Below are 19,542 nucleotides of genomic sequence, written 5' to 3' on the forward strand. Positions count from 1 at the left end.
TGAGGCAAGGGCGGCTTACCGCACTTGCCGGCAGTGCGCGCGGATTTTCCGTCTCTAGCCCCCGTAGTGGATGGACAAGGACCACAGATGCCCATTGACGGAGCGCAGCTCAAGTCGATAGTCACCGGGCGGCAAAGTCGAAGCCGTAGGCAATCTGCCAGGTAAACGTAGCTCGGCGCTCGCACCGACGGGGCCCGTCAAGCCGAAGGGACCGGCATGGATCTTTTGGTAAGGAAAATCGTTCTGGAAGGCCTTGGCGCCGAGGGAGGACAAGGCCTGGCTGTCCCAACGCTCCACGACCTTTCCCTGGGGGTCGTAGAGGGTGACGAAGAGCACGTTGGACGGTTCGGCGGCCGTCCCAGCATCGACGTAGGCGTGGAAGATCACCGTACCGTCTTGGAGCAAGCGCCCCTGTCCGAGCTGCCAGTGGTGCTTGGCAGGGCTGACTGGGCCGCCATGGAAAGCTGTGACCACCGACCCGCGGTAGTAGTCATAGGTGGCCACCACGAACACCACGGTAATCCAGAACAAGGCCAAGGCCAGACGCTTATAGCTGCCTTCGGCCAGGGGTAGAGGCAGGGCGCCACCGAACCAGCGGAAAAAGCCTGCCGATTGCCATTGGGGTCGTTTACGGAGAAACCAACCATCGATGGAATAGGCACCGGATCCGGCAAGAAAAAGGGTTACGCCCATGGCGAAATTGGCAGAGGCCATAGTCCACTCGTCGATACAGGTTGCTCCTTGCCAACCGAAAAGGAGCATCAGCACGAAGGATAAACCGATGGTCGCGAGGGCGGCCAAGCGGGTGAGAAAGCCTGTGATGAGCATCAAACCGGCGATCAGTTCGACTGCACTGAACACGATCACCCCCAAGTACAAAAGGGTGAAATGGTGCAGGAGGAAAGCGACCAGGCGGTCGGTGCCGAGCAAGGCCCCGGGCATGGCCGTTTGGAACTTATAGGCCATCCAGTGACCATGGACGTCCAGCTTTTGCGGGCCGTATATGAAGCGGCGGGATCCTCCACCCCAATAGATCCAGCCCTGGACGAAGCGCACGGCGAGCAGGGCGATGGCGGCTAGATGCCAGCCACGATCGGCCGGCGGATAGCGATTTTCTGAGTCGCTGACGGATGCAGACATGGTTTCACTCCTGCGGCTATCGAAGGGTGTTTGGCCGTCGCCACGAGGGCAAGGCTCGGAAACGCGTCAGCAAAAACCGTACCAGAGGAACTTGGCCCCGAGCAAATGCCTTTTTCAGGTCCCCAGAAACGAAGCCTGCGCCATATGGCACAGGTTTTCACCCCACTCCAACCTTTCGGACCCCCGCCGAGTTTAGCGGGAGGCTCACCCCTGCAGGCGCTTTTCGATGCGCAGACGCAGGGCGTTGAGTTTGATGAAGCCCTCGGCATCCTGCTGCCGGTAGGCACCGGCGTCGTCTTCGAAGGTGGCGATGCGAGGATCGAAGAGACTTTCTTCGGAGCGGCGTCCCACCACGGTGCAATTGCCTTTGTAGAGCTTCAGGCGCACCACCCCGGTAACCAGGCGTTGGGTCTGGTCGATGAGTGTCTGCAAGGCGCGCCGCTCCGGGCTCCACCAGTAGCCGTTGTAGACGATGGTGGCGTAGCGCGGCATGAGCTCATCCTTCAGGTGTGCCACCTCCCGATCCAAAGTGATGGATTCCAGAGCGCGGTGGGCCTTGAGGAGGATGCTGCCGCCGGGCGTCTCGTAGCAGCCGCGAGACTTCATGCCCACGTAGCGGTTCTCGACGATGTCCAGGCGACCGATGCCGTGTTCCCCTCCCAGGGTATTGAGGTGTGCCAGCAGTGCCGCCGGTGGCAGGGCTTCGCCGTCGATGGCCACCGGGTCGCCGTGGGCAAACTGGATATCGATATAGCGCGGCTGATCCGGGGCCTGCTCCGGTGCCGTGGTCCAGCGCCACATGCTTTCTTCCGGTTCCGCCCAAGGGTCTTCCAGTATGCCGCCCTCGTAGGAAATGTGCAGCAGATTGGCATCCATGGAGTAGGGCGATTTATGGCCGTGCCGCTCGATGGGGATGTTATGGGCCTCGGCGTAGGCCAAAAGCTTCTCTCGGGAGTTGAGATCCCACTCCCGCCACGGAGCGATGACCCGGATATCCGGATTGAGGGCATAGGCGCCAATCTCGAAGCGGACCTGGTCGTTGCCCTTGCCCGTAGCGCCGTGGGCGACGGCATCGGCCCCCACCTCCGCGGCGATTTCCACCATGCGCTTGGCGATGAGGGGGCGAGCAATGGAAGTGCCCAGCAGATATTCGCCCTCGTAGACGGTATTGGCGCGGAACATCGGGAAGACATAATCGCGCACGAATTCCTGCCGCAGGTCGTCGATGAAGACCTCGCGTGCGCCCAGCTGCTCGGCCTTGCGCCGGGCTGGTTCCAGCTCCTCCCCCTGACCGATGTCGGCGGTGAAGGTCACCACCTCGCACTGGTACCGATCCTGCAGCCACTTGAGGATGACCGAGGTGTCCAGACCTCCGGAATAGGCGAGTACGACGCGTTTGACCATGGTTTGGCTCCTTATGCTTGCTCGTCCAGCTCCGCCACGGGTCCGTGACCGGAGAGAAATTCCATGAGCGCCTTCTGTGCGTGGAGTCGGTTTTCGGCCTCGTCCCAGACCAGGGAGCGCGGACCTTCCAGGACCTCGGCGCTGACTTCCTCGCCGCGGTGGGCCGGCAGACAGTGCATGAACACGGCTCCCGGAGCTGCCTTGGCCAGGAGTGCGGCGTTGACCTGAAAGGGATGGAAGAGCGCTTTGCGCGCCGCCTGCTCCGCCTCCTGTCCCATGCTGGTCCAGACGTCCGTGACCAGCATCCCGGCGCCCTCGGCGGCCGCCTCGGCACTGTCGAAACAGCGCGTATGGGCAGCGTGGGCGGCACGCAGCTCGGGTCGCGGCCAGAAGGCTTCGGGTGCCCCGATACGCAGTTCGAAGTCCAGCATATCCGCTGCTTCCATCCACGACCGCGCCATGTTGTTGCTGCCATCACCGATAAAAGCGATGCGTCGCCCGCGCAGATCGCCCCAGAGCTCCTGTGCCGTGAGCAGGTCGGCCAAGAGCTGGCAGGGGTGGTGGTCGTCGGACAGGCCATTGATGACGGGCACGCGGCTGGCCGCGGCGAAGCGCAGCAGGTTGTCGTGGCCAAAAGTCCGGATCATGACCAGATCCACCATCCGGGAAAGGACGCGGGCTGTGTCCTCGATACTCTCGCCGCGACCCAGTTGGGTGTCGCGCGGCGAGAGAAAGAGGGCGTGGCCACCCAGCTGAGCCATGCCCACCTCGAAGGATACCCGCGTGCGGGTCGAGGACTTCTCGAAGATCATGGCCAGAGTCTTGCCGCGCAAAGGCGCGTGGATCTCACCGGCCCTGGTCTGGCGCTTGAGCTCCGCGGCGCGGTGCAGAAGTGCCAGTAGTTCGGCTCGGCTAAGATCCTGTAGCCGGAGAAAATGGCGTGGGGTATTCACGACTCGCCCTCCAGGAGTGTGCTGAGGATATCCGTGAGGCGCTCGATCTCGGCTTCCTGGATGATGAGGGGCGGAAGCAGACGGATGACCCGCTCCGCCGTCACATTGATGAGGAGCCCGGCATCCAGGGCCTTTTCAACGAGCCTCTCGGGTTTACGCCGCAGCACCACGCCTACCATCAGCCCCATTCCGCGGATTTCCTCCACCAGCGGGTGCTGCCCTAGCTTCTGCCGCAGGCTATCGCGCAAGCGCTGTCCCTGTCGCGCCGCCTGAGTGGGGATATCCTCGCGCTCCATGGTTTCCAGTACCGCCAGTGCGGCGGCGCAAACCAGTGGACCACCGCCGAAGGTGGTGCCGTGCTTGCCCGGACCGAAGAGGGCGGCCGCCGGCGTCCGAGCGAGGAGGGCGCCGATGGGAACGCCATTGCCGAGTCCCTTGGCCAGACTCAGCACATCGGGCAGGAGCCCGTCCTCGTGCTGAAAGGCCAGAAATTTGCCGCTGCGACCGATACCAGTCTGCACTTCGTCGAACATGAGCAGGGCCGAGTGGGTATCGCACAGGGTCCGCAAGCCGCGCAGGAAGCCCGCCGGTGCCGGGCGCACCCCCCCTTCGCCCTGGATCGGTTCGGCCAGCACGGCGACGATGGCCGGATCTGCGGCCAGGGCCGCAGCAGCGGCCGCCAGATCGCCATAGGGTACCCGCACGAAACCCGAAACCAGCGGCGCGAAGCCTTCCTGGATGCGAAAATTGCCGGTGGCCGTCAACGCCGCCAGGGTCCGGCCGTGGAAGGCCTGAGAAAAGACCAGGATCTTGGGTTCGGCAATACCCCGTTGGTGGCCGTAGAGACGAGCCATTTTGATGGCCGCCTCATTGGCTTCGGCGCCGCTGTTGCAGAAAAAAGCCGCATCCAGGCCACTCAAGCGGCAGATGCGCTCACCGAGGGCCTCCTGCAGTGGTACGCGGTAGAGGTTGGAGGTATGGATCAGACGGCCGGCCTGCTCCTGGATGGCGCGGGTCACCGCCGGATGGGAGTGACCCAGGCCGCAGACGGCGATACCGGCCAGTGCATCGAGATAAGCCCGGCCTTCCGCGTCAAAGAGCCAGACGCCCTCGCCGCGCTCAAAGGCGACAGGCAGGCGGGCATAGGTGGCCATGAGGCTCATGGCTTAGGCTTCCCCTGCTCCAGACCAAAGGCCTCGTGTAGGGTTCGCACCGCCAGTTCCAGATATTTCTCGTCGATCACTACCGAGATCTTGATCTCCGAGGTGGAAATCATCTGGATGTTGATACCTTCCTTGGCGAGGGCCGCAAACATCGAAGCGGCGATTCCGGCGTGCGAGCGCATGCCGACGCCCACCGCCGACACCTTGGCGATGCCGGTGTCGCCGCGCACGCCCTCGGCCTGTAGTTCCGCCGCTACCCCCCGCAGGATCTCCATCGTACGGTCGAAGTCACCGCGTTCCACCGTAAAGGTAAAGTCGGTACGCCCGGCTGCGGACACATTCTGGAGGATCACGTCGACATTGATGTTGGCGGCCGACACCGGGCCCAGAATGGCGTGGGCGATGCCCGGCCGATCCGGCACGCCGCTGACGGTGACCTTGGCTTCGTTGCGGGAAAAGGCGATTCCTGAAACGCGGGGAGCTTCCATGGCATTGTCCTCTTCTGTGACCAGGGTGCCGGGGCCGTCCTCGAAGGACGAGAGCACCCGAACCGGCACCCGATAATTCATGGCAAACTCCACGGAACGGGTCTGCAGGACCTTGGCTCCGAGACTCGCCATCTCCAGCATTTCCTCGAAGGTGATGCGATCCAGCCGCCGCGCCCGGGGCTCCACCCGGGGATCCGTGGTGTAGATCCCGTCGACATCGGTGTAGATCTGGCATTCGTCTGCCTGCAGCGCGGCAGCCAGGGCCACGGCGGTGGTATCGGAGCCACCACGCCCCAGGGTGGTGATGTTGCCCTGGCCATCGACCCCCTGAAAGCCGGCGACGATGACCACCGTGCCCGATGCCAAAGCGCTGCGGATGCGGCTCGCTTCGATGTGCTCGATGCGCGCCTTGTTGTGGGCGGAGTTGGTGGTGATGGGTACCTGCCCACCGGTAAAGGAAATGGCTGCTTGTCCTCGTGCTTGCAGGGCCATGCTGAGCAGGGCGATGGTTACCTGTTCGCCGGTGCTGAGCAGGGTGTCCAGTTCCCGTGGGCTGGGTCGGGGGTCCATGGCGTGGGCGAGTTGCAGTAGGCGGTCGGTCTCGCCGGACATGGCCGAGACCACGACCACCACCTGCTGGCCGGCGCGGTGGCTGGCCAATACCCGGTCTGCCACGGCCTGGATGCGCTCTGCACTGCCGACGGAGGTACCGCCATATTTTTGAACGATGAGAGTCATGACCGCATTCTTTCCGAACAAGGGGCCAATGATAAGGGGCAGCGTCGGTCCTGTACAGGAGGGCTCGAGGTGGCCCAAAAATCAGGAAGTGCTGGTCTCCATGCCGCCTTCGTCGGCGGGAAAATGGTGCAGTTGCCAGCCCGATGGATCGTGGCGAACGAAATAGGTGCCGTCGTCCCGCCAGTCGCCCAGCACCAGGCGTTGACCAAGACCTGGCAGATCTTCCCGCCCCGGACGATGGGTGTGGCCGTGGATGAGGCGGGCGAAGGGCGCCCCGCCGATAGCAAAGGGACCCTGGCCGAGAAAGGCCCGACTCAGACCTTCCGCCGTGGCATCGGTGATCCTCAGGTCCTTCTGCGCCACGGCCCGGCGACTGCCGCGGCGCAGGCCGTGGGCGAGGCCGCGAAGCGCGGGGTAGGGTAGAGCGCGGAGAACCGTCAGCAGTGCGGGGTGACGAATGACACGACGGAAGCGCTGATAGGATCGATCGTCGGTGCAGAGCAGATCGCCGTGGGTCAGCAGTACGGCCTCACCGCCTACCTGGAGGACGCAGGGATCCGCGAGGGCCTCGATGCCGAAGCGCTCCAGCACGGTGGTGCCAAGGGCGAAATCGCGGTTCCCCGGCATGCAAAAGACCCGTATTCCGTTCTGAACGAGCTCGGCCAGCGCCGAAAAGGTCTCGGCAGCGGGCGACTCATCTACCTGCCGACCATGGATCCAGAAATCGAAGAGATCACCGAGGATGAAGAGCGCCCCGGCGTCCCTCGGCATTTCGGAACAGAAGTCGAGGAAGTTTTGGGTGCGAACCGGTGCGTCTTTGCTCAGATGCAGGTCGGAGATGAAATACAGCGCCCGCTGCGTCCATGCCCCCTCCAGGCAAGAGCGCATGCGCTCAGGCGTTTACCCGTTCGGCCTTGGTGATGACCACACTTTCCTTGGGGACGTCCTGGTGCATGCCGCGATTCCCCGTGGCGACCTTGGCGATGGCATCCACCACTTCCATACCATCCACGACCCGACCGAAGACGGCATAGCCCCAGCCGTTGCCCGAGGCCGACTTGAAATCCAGAAAATCGTTGTCCGTAAGATTGATGAAGAACTGCGCCGTGGCTGAGTGTGGGTCGCTGGTGCGCGCCATGGCGAGGGTACCGCGGGCGTTCTTGAGCCCATTGTCGGCCTCGTTGTGGATGGGTTCGTGGGTGCGCTTCTGGCTCATGTCGGCCGTGAAGCCACCCCCTTGGATCATGAAACCCGGGATGACGCGATGGAAGATGGTGTCGTCAAAGAAACCCTCGTCCACATAGCGCAGAAAGTTGGCCACGGTCTGCGGTGCCTTGTCCGCTGCCAGGACGATGGTGATGTCGCCGTGGTTGGTGTGTAAAACGACCTGTGTTCCGTCCATGAAGCCTCTCCCATGTCAAAAGCCAAGGGTAAGGCCGGCGCGTCTGCTTGTCGAGCGGGATACCACAGGCGCGTCTGCCGGTCCCTTCAGGGAGCCGTCTCGTCCTTGGAGTCCACTGCCTTGGGCGGATCCTTGTGGAGCATGGCATAGACGGGGCAGTAGCCCGTGATGGCTGTGAGGATGAGCAGCAGGCCAGACCAGGTCCACTGCTTGTAGGGAAAAGGCGTGATGAAATAGATGGCGACGAGGATCAGGCCAAAATAGAGACGTAGCCAGCGCTCCACGGGGAGCATGTTCTTGCTGAGGTGCATGGTCCATCCCTCCTTGAATTCGGATGAACAGGTACGATGAGTCTAGTCCGCTGTCGCTGCCCCTGCAAGCCCGGCGGACACGGACTACACTCTAGGCAGTGAAGCCATCGGGAGCACACCATGAGCAACGATCTGACACGCGTGCGTAGCGAGCTGGGACAAAGTCTGTGGCTCGACAATCTATCCCGTACCTTGATCCACGACGGCGTGCTCGCCCGCTACATCCGTGAAATGGGCATCAGCGGGGTCACCTCGAATCCTAGCATCTTTCAAAAGGCTATCCACACCAGCCCCTACTATCGCGACGATGCCCGCAGTATCCAGGCAGACTCCGCCGAGCACCTCTACGAGCAACTCGTAAAAACCGACCTGCAGATGGCCTGCGATCTGCTCGCCCCTATCCATCGAGAAAGTCGTGGCGATGACGGCTGGGTGAGCTGGGAAGAGTCGCCGCGTCTCGCCCAGGACGAAGCGGCGACCGTGAGCGAGGCGCAGCGCCTGCGCGAGATCGTCCAGCGCGACAACCTGCTCATAAAGGTACCGGCCACGCCGGCCGGGATACGTGCCCTTACCACCCTCATCGGGCGCGGCATTTCCGTGAACGTCACCTTGATGTTTGGACTCGGACACGTGCGCGCCGTCTTCGATGCCTATTGCGCGGGCCTTGCCCAATGGATCGACAAGGGCGGCGATCCGGCCAGGGTGAAGGCGGTGGCCAGTCTGTTCCTGTCGCGGGTCGATACCCTGGTGGACGAGCGACTGACCCAGGATGGCAGGGCACCGGCCCTGGCCCTGCGCGGCAAGGCCGCCGTCGCCATGGCCAAGGTGGCCTACCGTATCTACCGAGAGATCTTTCACGGAGAGACCTTCGCCCGCCTTGCGAGTCTGGGCGGGCGACCGCAGTACCTGCTCTGGGCCAGTACCAGCACCAAGAACCCGGCCTATTCCGATCTACTCTATGTAGAGCCGCTCCTGGGTCCGGAAACCATCAATACCCTGCCCGACGATACCCTTGAAAAACTGCGCGACCACGGACGACTTCGGGCGCAGCTCGAAGATGGTCTGGACGAGGCCGAAGCCACCCTGAACGCCTTGGCAGAGCTCGGCATAGACCTAGATGGGGATGTGGCGCAGACCCTGCAGACCCAAGGCCTTGCGGCCTTCGACGAGAGTTTTGCCAAGATGCTGGCAGAAGTGGAGAAGCTGCGGACCTGAAGGCATGGCGGTTGCACCCGTCCTGGCCGCGCAGCCCCCGTCCAGGCCAGGTAGGGTCTAGAAACCGACGATGTTGTAGCCCGCGTCTACGTAAGTAATTTCGCCGGTGATTCCCGAGGCAAGGTCCGAACAGAGGAAGGCGGCGACATTGCCGACCTCCTCCTGACTCACATTGCGGCGCAGAGGCGCGTGTTCGGCATAGTGGTCCAGAATACTGCGGAAGTCGCTGATACCGCTGGCGGCGAGGGTGCGGATGGGGCCGGCGGAAATGGCGTTGACGCGAATATCCTCTGGTCCGAGGGCATGCGCCAGATAGCGCACCCCAGCCTCCAGACTGGCCTTGGCCAGACCCATGACGTTGTAGTTGGCCATGGCCCGCTCTGCCCCGAGATAGCTCAAGGCCAGCAATGCTCCCCGTCGTCCCTGCATCAGTGGGCGCAGGGCCTGGGCCATGGCCGTGAAGCTGTAGGAAGAGACCTCGTGGGCCACCCGGAAGCCATCCTGGGTAGTGACATCGACGTAGTTGCCGGACAACTCCTGCTTGGGCGCGAAGGCAGCCCCGTGGACACCGATATCCAGACCGCCCCAGCGTTCACGGATGGCCGCCACCGCTCGGGCCAGTTCTTCGGCGGCCAGTAGATCCAGAGGCATGGGTGCTGGTGCGTCAATCTGCGCTGCCAGCTCTTCGACGCGGCTTTTGGTACGTTCGCTTTGATAGCTCAGCCAGACTTCGGCACCCTGGCGGGCCATGGCCTGGGCGATCCCCCAGCAGATGGAACGCTCATTGGCGACACCGACGACCAAGGCCTTTTTACCTTCGAGAAAACCCATGGAAGCTTCTGCTCCTGCAATCAGCGCGTATAGATGGTGAGCTGCGTCCCGGGGCGGATGTCCTGCGCCGAGGCCAAGCGGTTCCACTGTACCACCGCTTTGGGCGAGACGTGAAAGCGCTGGGCGATCTGCCAGACGCTGTCCCCCGGCCGTACCACATAGGTGGTGGGGTGGGCCGCCGTCGCTGCACGCTCCTGCGCCGGGCTGATGGCTGCTACCTCCGTGCCTACCGCCGGCAGGCGCAGCACCTGCCCAGGGTGCAGCATGCTGGACCGGCTGAGGCCGTTGGCGCGCTCCAGGGCCGTCACACTGAGACCGGCGCGCTGGGCGATCTGCCAGAGACTTTCGCCCGGACGTACGGTGATGCTACCTCCCCGCGCGGTATAGACGGCGGGGGTAGCGCGAGCCGGGGCGCCCGCACCGCCACCAGGCAGCTGCAACACCTGCCCTGGGTGCAGCATGCTGGCTTTGGTCAGACCATTGGCGCGCGCCAGGGCTGTCACACTCACGCCGGCGCGCTGGGCGATCTGCCAGAGACTCTCGCCGGGTCGAACCGTGATGGCGCCGCCGCCGTTTGACGCTACCGGGGCGCCGCCGTAGACCACCAGACGCTGACCGACGCGCAGGGCTCGCGGCGAGGCGATATGATTCCAGCGCTGCAACTGCGCTACCTGGACGCCGTAACGCTGCGCCACGAGCGACAGGGTGTCGCCCGGCCGAACGGAGACGTAGCGCAGATGCGGCGCGGGCGCGGCAGCTGGGGCCGGTTGCGGAGCCGGCGTCTCGGGCAGGGTCAGCAAGGCCTCCTTGAGTTGCGTCGCCTTGTCCTTGGGCACCACCAACTGATAGTTGGCGGGCGCCACTCCGTAGCTCAGGCCGGCATTGAGGTGCTGCAGCTCATTCACGGGCATGTCCATGAGCTTGGCGGCGACGTTCAGTGCCACCGTCTTGGGCGTGGTGACCACAGCGATGTGCGCCTGGTTCGGTATGGCCGGCAGGCTGACGTGGTAGGCCTTGGCGTTTTCGATGACCTGAGCAAGCCCCAGCAGTTCCGCCACGTAATTTTCGGTTTCCTGAGGGAGATTGAGGCTCCAGAAATCCGTAGGCTTGCCCGCCGCCACATTGCGCTGGATGGCCGCCGACACGGTGCCCTGTCCGGCATTGTAGGCGGCGATGGCCAGCAGCCAGTTACCGCCGAAGTAGTTGTACAGATACGAGAGGTAGTCCAGGGCCGCGTTGGTGGATGCGGTCAGGCTCAGACGTGGGTCACCCCAGCGGGTATTCTGCAGACCGAAGTTGCGCGCCGTACCCGGCACGAACTGCCACAGCCCCGCCGCAGCGGCAGGGGAGAAGGCCTTGGGATTATAGCCGCTTTCGATCGCCGGCAGCAGCGCCAGTTCCATGGGCATGCCCCGCTGCGCTACCGCGGTGGCCACATAGTAGAGAAAGGGACGGGAGTTGTTCAGGATCTGCTCGAGTTTGCCCTGATGCTGCAAAAACCAGCTGCGCCACTGATCCACCTCGCTGCGCGACACCTTGCTGATGCGGAAACCCTGAACGATGGTCGTCCACACTCGACCATCGTCGGATTTGCCTAGCAGTGGGTCGCCGGAGCGCAGGGACTCCACCGCCGCCATGAGCCCGGCGCCGCCTGTCGCCGAGCCGCTGCCGCCGCTCTGCGCGGCCGTGCCCTCACTTGCGGCAAGCGTGGGGTCCGTCGATGTCGTAAGGTCGAGATTCTGCGGTCCGGCTACCGTGGGCTGGGCATCCTGGGACAGCTGTTGCAGGGCCGCACTCAGATCCTGGGCGGGTTCGGTAGTGTGCAGACCTATGTCTTGAGATGCCGCCCAGGCCATAGGACTACCAGCTAACGCCAAACCCGTTGCAATAACGATCAAGCGTCTTCTCATGTGACTCCTTCCAGGCAGGCCCGACTCGCTCCCCGCCATGGGGCAAGTCTGGACTAAATATAAATTAAGACAGGGGACCCTTAAGAGAACTTATTGACGATCGATAGTAGGCGCAAGACTTTGTCCGCGTCAATCCTATGGGCGCACACTTAGGAGTGCGGGGCACATGCTGCTATGCTTGCGCTTTCGTTGCGATCTTCAGGAAGCTCCATGACGGTCTGTACGCGTTTCGCTCCGAGTCCCACCGGCTATCTACACATCGGTGGGGTCCGTACCGCTCTTTACTCCTGGCTCCATGCGCGCAGGTTGGGTGGACGCTTTATCCTGCGCATCGAGGATACCGACCTCGAGCGTTCCACGCCGGAGGCCACGGCGGCCATTCTCGAGGGAATGGAGTGGTTGGGTCTGCACTGGGATGCCGGGCCTTTCTACCAGACCCAGCGCATGGATCGATATCGCGAAGTGCTGGCGCAGATGCTGGCAGCGGGCACGGCCTACCATTGTTACTGCAGCAAGGAGGAGCTGGAGGCGATGCGTGAGGAGCAGCGCGCGCGCAAGGAAAAACCACGCTACGACGGACGCTGCCGCAATCGTCACGAACCCCGCCCAGGGGTACAACCGGTGGTGCGCTTCCGTAGCCCCGACCAGGGCGAGACCGTGGTGGAGGATCTGATCCACGGCACCGTGCGCTTCCAGAATGCAGAATTGGACGACCTCATCATTGCCCGCGCCGACGGCACCCCGACCTACAATTTCTGTGTCGTGATAGACGACTGGGACATGGGTATCACCCACGTCATCCGCGGTGACGACCACCTCAACAATACCCCGCGGCAGATCCAGATCCTGCGCGCCCTGGGCGCGACGCCGCCGGTCTATGCCCACGTACCGATGATTCTTGGCCCAGACAAGCAGAAACTGTCCAAGCGCCACGGTGCGGTGAGCGTGTTGGAATACCGCGAGCAGGGCTACCTACCGGAGGCTCTGCTCAATTTCCTGCTGCGCCTGGGCTGGGCCCACGGCGATCAGGAAGTGTTCCACATGGACGAGATGATTCGATACTTCCGCATCGAAGACGTCCATAAGGCGGCCTCCGCCTTCAATCCGGAGAAGCTGCTCTGGCTCAACGCACAGCATATCCAGGCCATGCCGCCCGCAGACCTGGCGCAGCGCCTATGGCCCTACCTGCAGCGCGAGGGTATCGACGCCGCCTGCCTGCGGGCGGGGCCGGAACTGGAGCAGGTGGTGCTGGCGCTGCGCGAGCGGGCCAAGACCCTGGTGGACATGGCTCGGGGTGCCCTGTTTTTCTATCGGGCGCCCACCGAGGCGGTGGCCGCGGATCGGGACAAGCACCTACGCGGCCGCGGCGAGCTCCTGCGCAGGGCCGCGGAGCACCTGGCCGAGCTCCCCGACTGGACGGCTACGAGTCTCCACGATGCCCTGCAGGCCCTCGCCGACGTGGAATCCGAGGGCAAGCTCGGCAAGATCGCGCAGCCGCTGCGCGTCGCCGTTGCCGGTTGCGCCGTCTCCCCTCCCCTGGACCAGACCCTGGCGATCCTGGGGCGGGAGGAAAGCCTCAGACGTCTGCGCCAGGCCCTCGCCTGGACGGAATAGGGCGCTACTAGCCCCGTGCGCTGGCGAGACGCTGTACCTTGGTCTCGCCCTGCCGACATTCGGTGAAGATGCGTGCGTCGCAGCCGGCGCAGATGTCCCGATCCAGGCCCGGGTAGACGCGGCGGATCACTTCGTCGCGACTCGACAGGACCCGCTCCCGTCCCAGTTCCTCGAGAAATTTCCCGCGCTCCAGAATGGCCAATGCGGCAGGCTTCAGGCCGTAGATGTACAGATCGCCGCCGCGGCGCCGCCAGCGACGCGCCTCCTGTACCAGGGTCTCGGCGCCCGCGATATCCACGAAATTGATGCTGCGGCCATTGATCACGAGAATGCGCCGCTCTGGATACTGTTGCGCCAATTCCCCCAAGCGCTGCTCCACATGATTCACGGCGCCAAAGAACAGCGAACCATCGATGCGCACCATGAGTACTTGCGGGCACTGCGGCAGATCGGCCCGAGTCACCAGGGGGCGATAGGGGCTTTCGGGGTCCGGTGTCACCGCTGCGACATTGGGTTTGGAGGTGCGCAGCAGGTAAAAGATGAGGGAGAGCATGACGCCCAGATAGATGGCGAATTCCAGCTGGACGAAAAGCGTCGAGAGAAAAGTGGTGAGGAGAATGGCGGTTTCACGTTTGCTGGCCCGCAGGATTTCGCCGATGTGGTGGAAATCGATGAGTCCGTAAGCCACCAGAAAGAGCACGGCGGCCATGGCGGCGATGGGCAGGTAGGCCATGAGCGGGGCCACCAGCAGCAGGATGATGCCCAGCACGATAGAGGCAAAAACCGCCGCCAATGGCGTGCGGGCGCCCGCCTCGTAGTTGAGGCCGGAGCGGTTGAAGGAGCCGCTGGAGGCGTAGGAGGAGAAGAAACTGCCCACGATGTTGGATAGACCCTGGCCAATGAACTCTTGATTGCCGTCGATGCGCTGCTCGGCACGCGCCGCTACGGCGCGGGCGATGGACACGGCCTCCGTCAGGCCGAGCATGGCCACGGCCAGGGCGGCGGGCGCCAGCTGACTGAGGGCCTTGGGGTCGAAATCCGGGAGGGACAGGGGCGGTAACTGGGCTGGCAGGGCCCCCAGCAGACGGATGCCGGTGCGCGCGTCGCCCAGAAAATGGTTGAAGAGGAAGGCCACCAGGCTGCCAGCCAACATGGCCGCGATCATGTATGGCAGGCGCGGTGCATAGCGGCGGATGAGGATACCCGTGAGCAGGGTGACAACGGCGACGGTCAGAACATAGGGGTTGATCTGCGAGAGCCGATGGACGAAGGTCCAGATAGTTTCCGCAAAGCCCGCCCCTCGCGGCAGGTCCACCCCGAAGAAATTCTTGATCTGACTGCTGGCGATGAGTATGGCCGCGCCGGCGGTGAAGCCGACGACGACGGTGTGGGAGATGAAGTTGACCACCGCGCCCAGACGCGCCACGCCCATGGCCAGCTGAAAAAGACCCGTGAGGAAGGTCAGGGTCAGGGCCAGCTCGATGTAGTGCGCGGTCCCCGGCTCGGCCATCACACTGAGGGCGCCGAAGACGACGATGGAGATGGCCGTGGTAGGCCCGGAGACGAGGTGCCAGGAAGAGCCGAAGAGGGCGGCGATGACGGCCGGGACCATGGCGGTATAGAGCCCATACTCCGGGGGCAGGCCGGCGATGACCGCAAAGGCCACGCCCTGGGGCAGGACGATGATCGCTCCCGTGAGTCCGGCGATGAGATCGGCGCGCAGAGACTCCCGCCCCACCCGGGGCCACCAGCGCAGCCAGGGAAAGATCTGAAACAGCCACAGGGGATTGACCGACATCGTGCGGGACATGGACGCTCCTTCCACAGGCCGGACGCATTTTGGGCATTCCGGCAAAGATTCTTTGTGCGACATGGTAACCAAAGCGTCGTGCGCTGTCACGGAGCGGCATACGTGGCGCCGCCGGCGCGATTTTGCGATCATGGCGGCCCTAGGACTACAATCGTCTTCCACCGTTGGCCATCCAGAGGAGTTTGCCCATGCCCCGGAACGTCACCCAGAAAATCATCGCCGCACACCTCGTGCGTGGCACTCTGGAACCGGGGAGCCCCATTGCCCTGCGCATCGATCAGACCTTGACCCAGGATGCCACGGGGACCATGGCCTACCTTCAGTTCGAGGCCCTGAAGCTGCCCAAGGTGCGTACGGAGCTATCGGTCTCCTACGTCGATCACAACATGCTCCAATCGGGCTTCGAGAACGCCGACGACCATCGCTTCCTGCAGAGCTTCGCGGCCAAATACGGTATTCACTTTTCTCGTCCCGGCAATGGCATCTGCCACCAGGTGCATCTGGAGCGTTTCTCCCGCCCAGGCAAGACCCTGCTGGGTTCCGACTCGCACACGCCAACCTCTGGCGGTGCCGGCATGCTGGCCATCGGCGCCGGCGGTCTGGACATCGCCCTGGCCATGGGCGGATTGCCTTTCAATCTGAAGATGCCCGAGGTGGTAGGCGTGCATCTCACGGGGCGCCTGCAGCCCTTCGTGAGTGCCAAGGACATCATCCTCGAAGTGCTGCGGCGCAAGACCGTCAAGGGCGGGGTGGGAAAGGTCTTCGAGTATTTTGGTCCAGGCGTGGCGAGCCTCAATGTGCCGGCCCGCTCCACCATCACCAACATGGGCGCGGAACTGGGGGCGACCACCAGTGTCTTCCCCAGCGACGCGGTGACCCGCGAGTATCTGGCGGCGCAGGGGCGGGAGACCGACTGGGTGGAGCTGCTGCCCGATGAAGGCGCGTCCTACGACGAGGTTCTGGAGATCGATCTGGACGCCCTGGAGCCGCTCATCGCCTGTCCCCACAGCCCCGACAATGTCAAGACCGTCCGGGAGGTGGCCGGCACGCCTGTGGCCCAGGTGGCCATCGGTTCCTGCACCAATTCTTCCTACACCGACCTCATGACCGTGGCCACCATGCTGGACGGTCGGGTGGTCGCGGAGGGCGTGAGTCTCGGTATTTCCCCTGGCTCCCGTCAGGTCATGGAGATGGTCACCCAGGATGGCGGGCTGCTCAAGTTCATCGCGGCCGGCGCCCGTATCCTGGAGTCGGCCTGCGGACCCTGCATCGGCATGGGCTTCGCACCGCCCAGCGGAGGCGTCTCGGTGCGCTCCTTCAATCGCAATTTCCAGGGGCGCTCCGGCACCAAGGATGCGGCCGTCTATCTGGCGAGCCCCGAGACCTGTGCCGCCTGTGCCTTGACGGGGGTGATCACGGACCCGCGGGATCTGGGTATGGCACCCATCACCGTGCCGTTGCCGGGTCATTTCCTGGTGGACGATCGCATGATCGTCCCGCCCGCCGCCGATGGCGCCAAGGTCGAGATTCTGCGCGGACCCAATATCGCGCCCTTGCCCGAGAGCAGTCCGCCCCCAGCGCGCATCGAGGGACCGGTGCTCATCCGTCTGGGAGACGATATCACCACCGATCACATCATGCCGGCGGGCGCGAAGGTGCTGCCGCTGCGTTCCAATCTTCCGGCCATCTCGCAGTTCGTCTTCCACGCCGTGGATGCGGATTTTGCCGAGCGGGCCAAGCGCCTGGGCGGAGGCTTCATCGTCGCCGGGCAGAACTACGGGCAGGGTTCCAGTCGCGAGCACGCCGCTCTGGCACCGCGTTATCTGGGTGTCCGGGCGGTGCTGGTGCAGTCCTTTGCCCGTATCCACCTGGCCAATCTCATCAACTTCGGTATTCTGCCGCTGACCTTCGTGCACCCCGAAGATTATGAGCGGGTTCAGGCGGGGGATGAACTCAGCCTCGATATCGCAGGACTCGCCCTGGGTCAGCCTCTGACGCTGCAGGATCGCAGTCAGGGCTTCGAATTTGCGGTACTGCCGCAGCTGGCCAGCGAGCGTGATCTGGAGCTCATCCGCAGTGGCGGCGCTCTGAGCTGGGCCAGTCAGATGCTGGAGAAAAGCGCGTGAGCGGCGGCGATCTCATCCGCTTTGCAGCGGGGCGCCTGGAGGTGCCGGATCGGCCCATCGTCCCCTTCATCGAAGGGGATGGTATCGGTGTGGATGTCAGTCCGGCCATGCGTCGGGTGGTGGATGTGGCGGTGGCCAAAGCCTACGGCGGTTCCCGCGCCATTGTCTGGAAGGAGCTTTTGGCAGGACAGAAGGCCGTAGCGGAGCTGGGTGCCGATCAGGTGCTGCCCGCCGCGACCCTGGAGACCATCCGTACCCACCACGTGGCCATAAAAGGCCCGCTGGAGACCCCCGTCGGCACCGGCATGCGCAGCCTCAACGTGGCCTTGCGCCAGGATCTGGATCTCTACGTCTGCCAGCGGCCGGTGCGCTACTTTGCCGGAACCCCCAGTCCGCTGCGGGAACCGGAAAAGGTCGATATGGTGATCTTTCGGGAGAATTCCGAGGACATCTACGCCGGTATCGAGTGGCCGGCGGAAAGTCCCGAAGCTCGCCGCCTCATCGCCTTCCTGCAAGAGGAGATGGGGGTGCGGAAGATCCGCTTTCCGGAAAGCTCCGCCATCGGCATCAAGCCCGTCTCGCGGGAAGGTTCGGAGCGCCTCATCCGCCGTGCCATCCAGTACGCCCTGACGCAGGGTCGGCCGTCGGTGACCCTCGTGCACAAGGGCAACATCATGAAGTTCACGGAGGGCGGCTTCCGCGACTGGGGCTACGCTCTGGCGGAGCGGGAGTACGGCGAGCAGGTCTTTACCTGGCGGCAGAAGGCGGCCATCGCCAAGAGCGAGGGCAAGGCCGCAGCCGAGGCGGCGGAGAAAGCGGCGGTGGCGGCGGGCAAGCTCATCATCAAGGACGTCATCGCCGATAATTTTCTGCAACAGATCCTGCTGCGACCGGAACTTTACTCGGTGGTCGCCACCCTTAACCTCAATGGCGACTACCTGTCCGACGCCCTGGCGGCGGAAGTGGGCGGCATCGGCATGGCGCCGGGGGCCAATCTCTCCGACAGCCACGCCATCTTCGAGGCGACCCACGGCACGGCACCGGACATCGCCGGCCAGGGCCGCGCCAATCCCAGCTCCCTGATCCTTTCGGCGGTGATGATGCTGGAACACCTGGGCTGGTCGGAGGCCGCCACGCGTATTCTCAGTGCCATGGAAGCAACCATCGGTGCCGGTGAGGTAACCGCGGATCTTGCGGCCCTGCGCGGCGATGTACCGGCTCTGTCGACGATCGAATTTACCGACGCCCTGTGCCGGCGGGTGGAGGCCTGACGGTGAACCTGCACGAGTATCAGGCCAAACGTCTCCTGGCCGAAGCCGGGGTGGCCGTGCCTCGCGGAATACCGGCCTTTTCCTTGAAGGAGGCCATCAATCAGGCGCGCGAGCTGGGTGGGCCGCGCTGGGTAGTCAAGGCCCAGGTACACGCCGGTGGGCGGGGCAAGGCGGGCGGCGTGCGGGTAGTGGACAGCATCGCCGAAGTGGAGCAGGCGGCTCAGGCGCTCCTTGGCAAGCCGCTGGTGACGGCCCAGACGGGACCTGAGGGCCAGCACGTGGCGGCGTTGCTCATCGAGGAGCCCAGCGCCATCCTGCGCGAGTTCTATCTGGCTCTGGTGGTGGATCGGGCCAGCGCCGGTCTGCGCTTCGTGGCCTCCGATCAGGGTGGGGTGGAGATCGAGGAACTTGCGCGGGAGCGGCCGGATGCCATCCACTCCATCGGCATCGACCCGCGTGTGGGTTTTCTTCCCTTTCAGGGTCGGCAGTTGGGCTTTGCCTGGGGCCTGGAGCCAGGGGTGGTGCAGCAGTTGGTGCGAATCATGCAGGCCATGGCGCGGCTCGCGCCACAGCTGGATGCCCTGATGCTGGAGATCAATCCGCTGGCACTGACGGCCGAGGGCAGGCTGGTGGCTCTGGACGCCAAGATCAGCATGGACGACAACGCGCTCTACCGCCACCCCGAATCCGATGAGCTCTTCGACTCCACCCAGCAGGACGGGCGGGAGATCACGGCGCGCCAGTTTGGCCTCAACTATATCTCCCTGGGCGGCAACATCGGCTGCATGGTCAATGGCGCAGGCCTCGCCATGGCCACCATGGATCTCATCAAATTGCACGGCGGCGAGCCTGCCAATTTCCTGGACGTGGGCGGCGGTGCCGCGGCGGACAAGGTCACCCAGGCCTTCAAGCTCATCCTCTCCGACCAGCGGGTGCGCGCCATACTCGTCAACATCTTCGGTGGCATCACCCGCTGCGATCTCCTGGCCCAGGGTATTCTGCAGGCGGCCCGGGAGGTGGGCATCCACCTGCCGGTGGTGGTGCGCCTGGAGGGCACCAATCGCGAGGAGGGGCTCGCCCTTTTACGCGACAGTGGTCTATCCCTGATCACCGCTGAGGGCCTGGACGATGCGGCGGCCAAGGCGGTGGCGGCCGCCGTCGGCTGA

General features: G+C 64.1%; 16 protein-coding genes. 5 read left to right on the forward strand and 11 right to left on the reverse strand.

Annotated elements, in window-relative coordinates; all coding sequences use genetic code 11:
• Positions 1 to 54 precede the first annotated feature (54 nt).
• From Q0C23_RS06520 to Q0C23_RS06555, 8 genes are all read right to left on the reverse strand, one after another.
• A complete protein-coding gene (locus Q0C23_RS06520) occupies positions 55 to 1,140 on the reverse strand; it encodes a TQO small subunit DoxD (RefSeq protein WP_291511562.1) in 1,086 nt (361 codons plus the stop codon).
• Between the two features lie 204 nt (positions 1,141 to 1,344).
• Entirely contained in the window at positions 1,345 to 2,544 is a 1,200-nt protein-coding gene (locus Q0C23_RS06525; protein ID WP_291511563.1) for an argininosuccinate synthase, read from the reverse strand.
• 11 nt (positions 2,545 to 2,555) lie between these two features.
• On the reverse strand, positions 2,556 to 3,497 hold the full coding sequence (gene argF / locus Q0C23_RS06530) for an ornithine carbamoyltransferase (RefSeq protein ID WP_291511564.1): 942 nt from the start codon (positions 3,495 to 3,497) through the stop codon (positions 2,556 to 2,558).
• Positions 3,494 to 4,660: an aspartate aminotransferase family protein gene (locus Q0C23_RS06535; protein ID WP_291511565.1), complete on the reverse strand. Its 1,167-nt coding sequence runs from the start codon at positions 4,658 to 4,660 to the stop codon at positions 3,494 to 3,496. Before Q0C23_RS06535 ends, argF begins: the two co-directional genes overlap by 4 nt.
• On the reverse strand, positions 4,657 to 5,886 hold the full coding sequence (locus Q0C23_RS06540; protein WP_291511566.1) for an aspartate kinase: 1,230 nt from the start codon (positions 5,884 to 5,886) through the stop codon (positions 4,657 to 4,659). The genes Q0C23_RS06535 and Q0C23_RS06540 overlap by 4 nt, the downstream gene beginning before the upstream one ends.
• 81 nt (positions 5,887 to 5,967) lie before the next feature.
• The gene (locus tag Q0C23_RS06545) at positions 5,968 to 6,774 is read right to left on the reverse strand and encodes a UDP-2,3-diacylglucosamine diphosphatase (protein ID WP_291511567.1); all 807 of its coding nucleotides are present in this window, start codon (positions 6,772 to 6,774) and stop codon (positions 5,968 to 5,970) included.
• A gap of 4 nt (positions 6,775 to 6,778) precedes the next feature.
• On the reverse strand, positions 6,779 to 7,288 hold the full coding sequence (locus tag Q0C23_RS06550) for a peptidylprolyl isomerase (RefSeq protein ID WP_291511568.1): 510 nt from the start codon (positions 7,286 to 7,288) through the stop codon (positions 6,779 to 6,781).
• 86 nt (positions 7,289 to 7,374) lie between these two features.
• Positions 7,375 to 7,599, reverse strand: coding sequence for a DUF2892 domain-containing protein (locus Q0C23_RS06555; RefSeq protein WP_291511569.1), 225 nt, complete (start codon positions 7,597 to 7,599; stop codon positions 7,375 to 7,377).
• 120 nt (positions 7,600 to 7,719) lie between these two features.
• On the opposite strand from Q0C23_RS06555, the gene tal reads away from it, so the two are divergent.
• A complete protein-coding gene (tal, locus tag Q0C23_RS06560) occupies positions 7,720 to 8,814 on the forward strand; it encodes a transaldolase (RefSeq protein ID WP_291511570.1) in 1,095 nt (364 codons plus the stop codon).
• Between the two features lie 57 nt (positions 8,815 to 8,871).
• On the opposite strand, the gene Q0C23_RS06565 is transcribed toward tal, so the two are convergent.
• On the reverse strand, positions 8,872 to 9,645 hold the full coding sequence (locus Q0C23_RS06565) for an enoyl-ACP reductase (protein WP_291511571.1): 774 nt from the start codon (positions 9,643 to 9,645) through the stop codon (positions 8,872 to 8,874).
• A 20-nt stretch (positions 9,646 to 9,665) separates the two neighbouring features.
• On the reverse strand, positions 9,666 to 11,501 hold the full coding sequence (locus Q0C23_RS06570) for a LysM peptidoglycan-binding domain-containing protein (RefSeq protein WP_291511572.1): 1,836 nt from the start codon (positions 11,499 to 11,501) through the stop codon (positions 9,666 to 9,668).
• Between the two features lie 264 nt (positions 11,502 to 11,765).
• Here Q0C23_RS06570 and gltX point away from each other — a divergent pair, with 264 nt between their 5' ends.
• Positions 11,766 to 13,169, forward strand: coding sequence for a glutamate--tRNA ligase (gltX, locus tag Q0C23_RS06575; protein WP_291511573.1), 1,404 nt, complete (start codon positions 11,766 to 11,768; stop codon positions 13,167 to 13,169).
• A 7-nt stretch (positions 13,170 to 13,176) separates the two neighbouring features.
• Here the strand turns inward: gltX and Q0C23_RS06580 are convergent, their stop codons facing one another.
• Positions 13,177 to 14,979: a SulP family inorganic anion transporter gene (locus tag Q0C23_RS06580; RefSeq protein WP_291511574.1), complete on the reverse strand. Its 1,803-nt coding sequence runs from the start codon at positions 14,977 to 14,979 to the stop codon at positions 13,177 to 13,179.
• Between the two features lie 188 nt (positions 14,980 to 15,167).
• Here Q0C23_RS06580 and Q0C23_RS06585 point away from each other — a divergent pair, with 188 nt between their 5' ends.
• The 3 genes from Q0C23_RS06585 to sucC are packed head-to-tail and all read left to right on the forward strand — an operon-like array spanning position 15,168 to position 19,542.
• Positions 15,168 to 17,105, forward strand: coding sequence for an aconitate hydratase (locus Q0C23_RS06585; RefSeq protein ID WP_291511575.1), 1,938 nt, complete (start codon positions 15,168 to 15,170; stop codon positions 17,103 to 17,105).
• Positions 17,102 to 18,376: an NADP-dependent isocitrate dehydrogenase gene (gene icd, locus Q0C23_RS06590; RefSeq protein ID WP_291511576.1), complete on the forward strand. Its 1,275-nt coding sequence runs from the start codon at positions 17,102 to 17,104 to the stop codon at positions 18,374 to 18,376. Before Q0C23_RS06585 ends, icd begins: the two co-directional genes overlap by 4 nt.
• 2 nt (positions 18,377 to 18,378) lie before the next feature.
• Entirely contained in the window at positions 18,379 to 19,542 is a 1,164-nt protein-coding gene (gene sucC, locus Q0C23_RS06595; RefSeq protein WP_291511577.1) for an ADP-forming succinate--CoA ligase subunit beta, read from the forward strand.

The sequence above is a fragment of the Acidithiobacillus sp. genome, from assembly GCF_023256195.1.
GTDB lineage: Bacteria > Pseudomonadota > Gammaproteobacteria > Acidithiobacillales > Acidithiobacillaceae > Acidithiobacillus_A.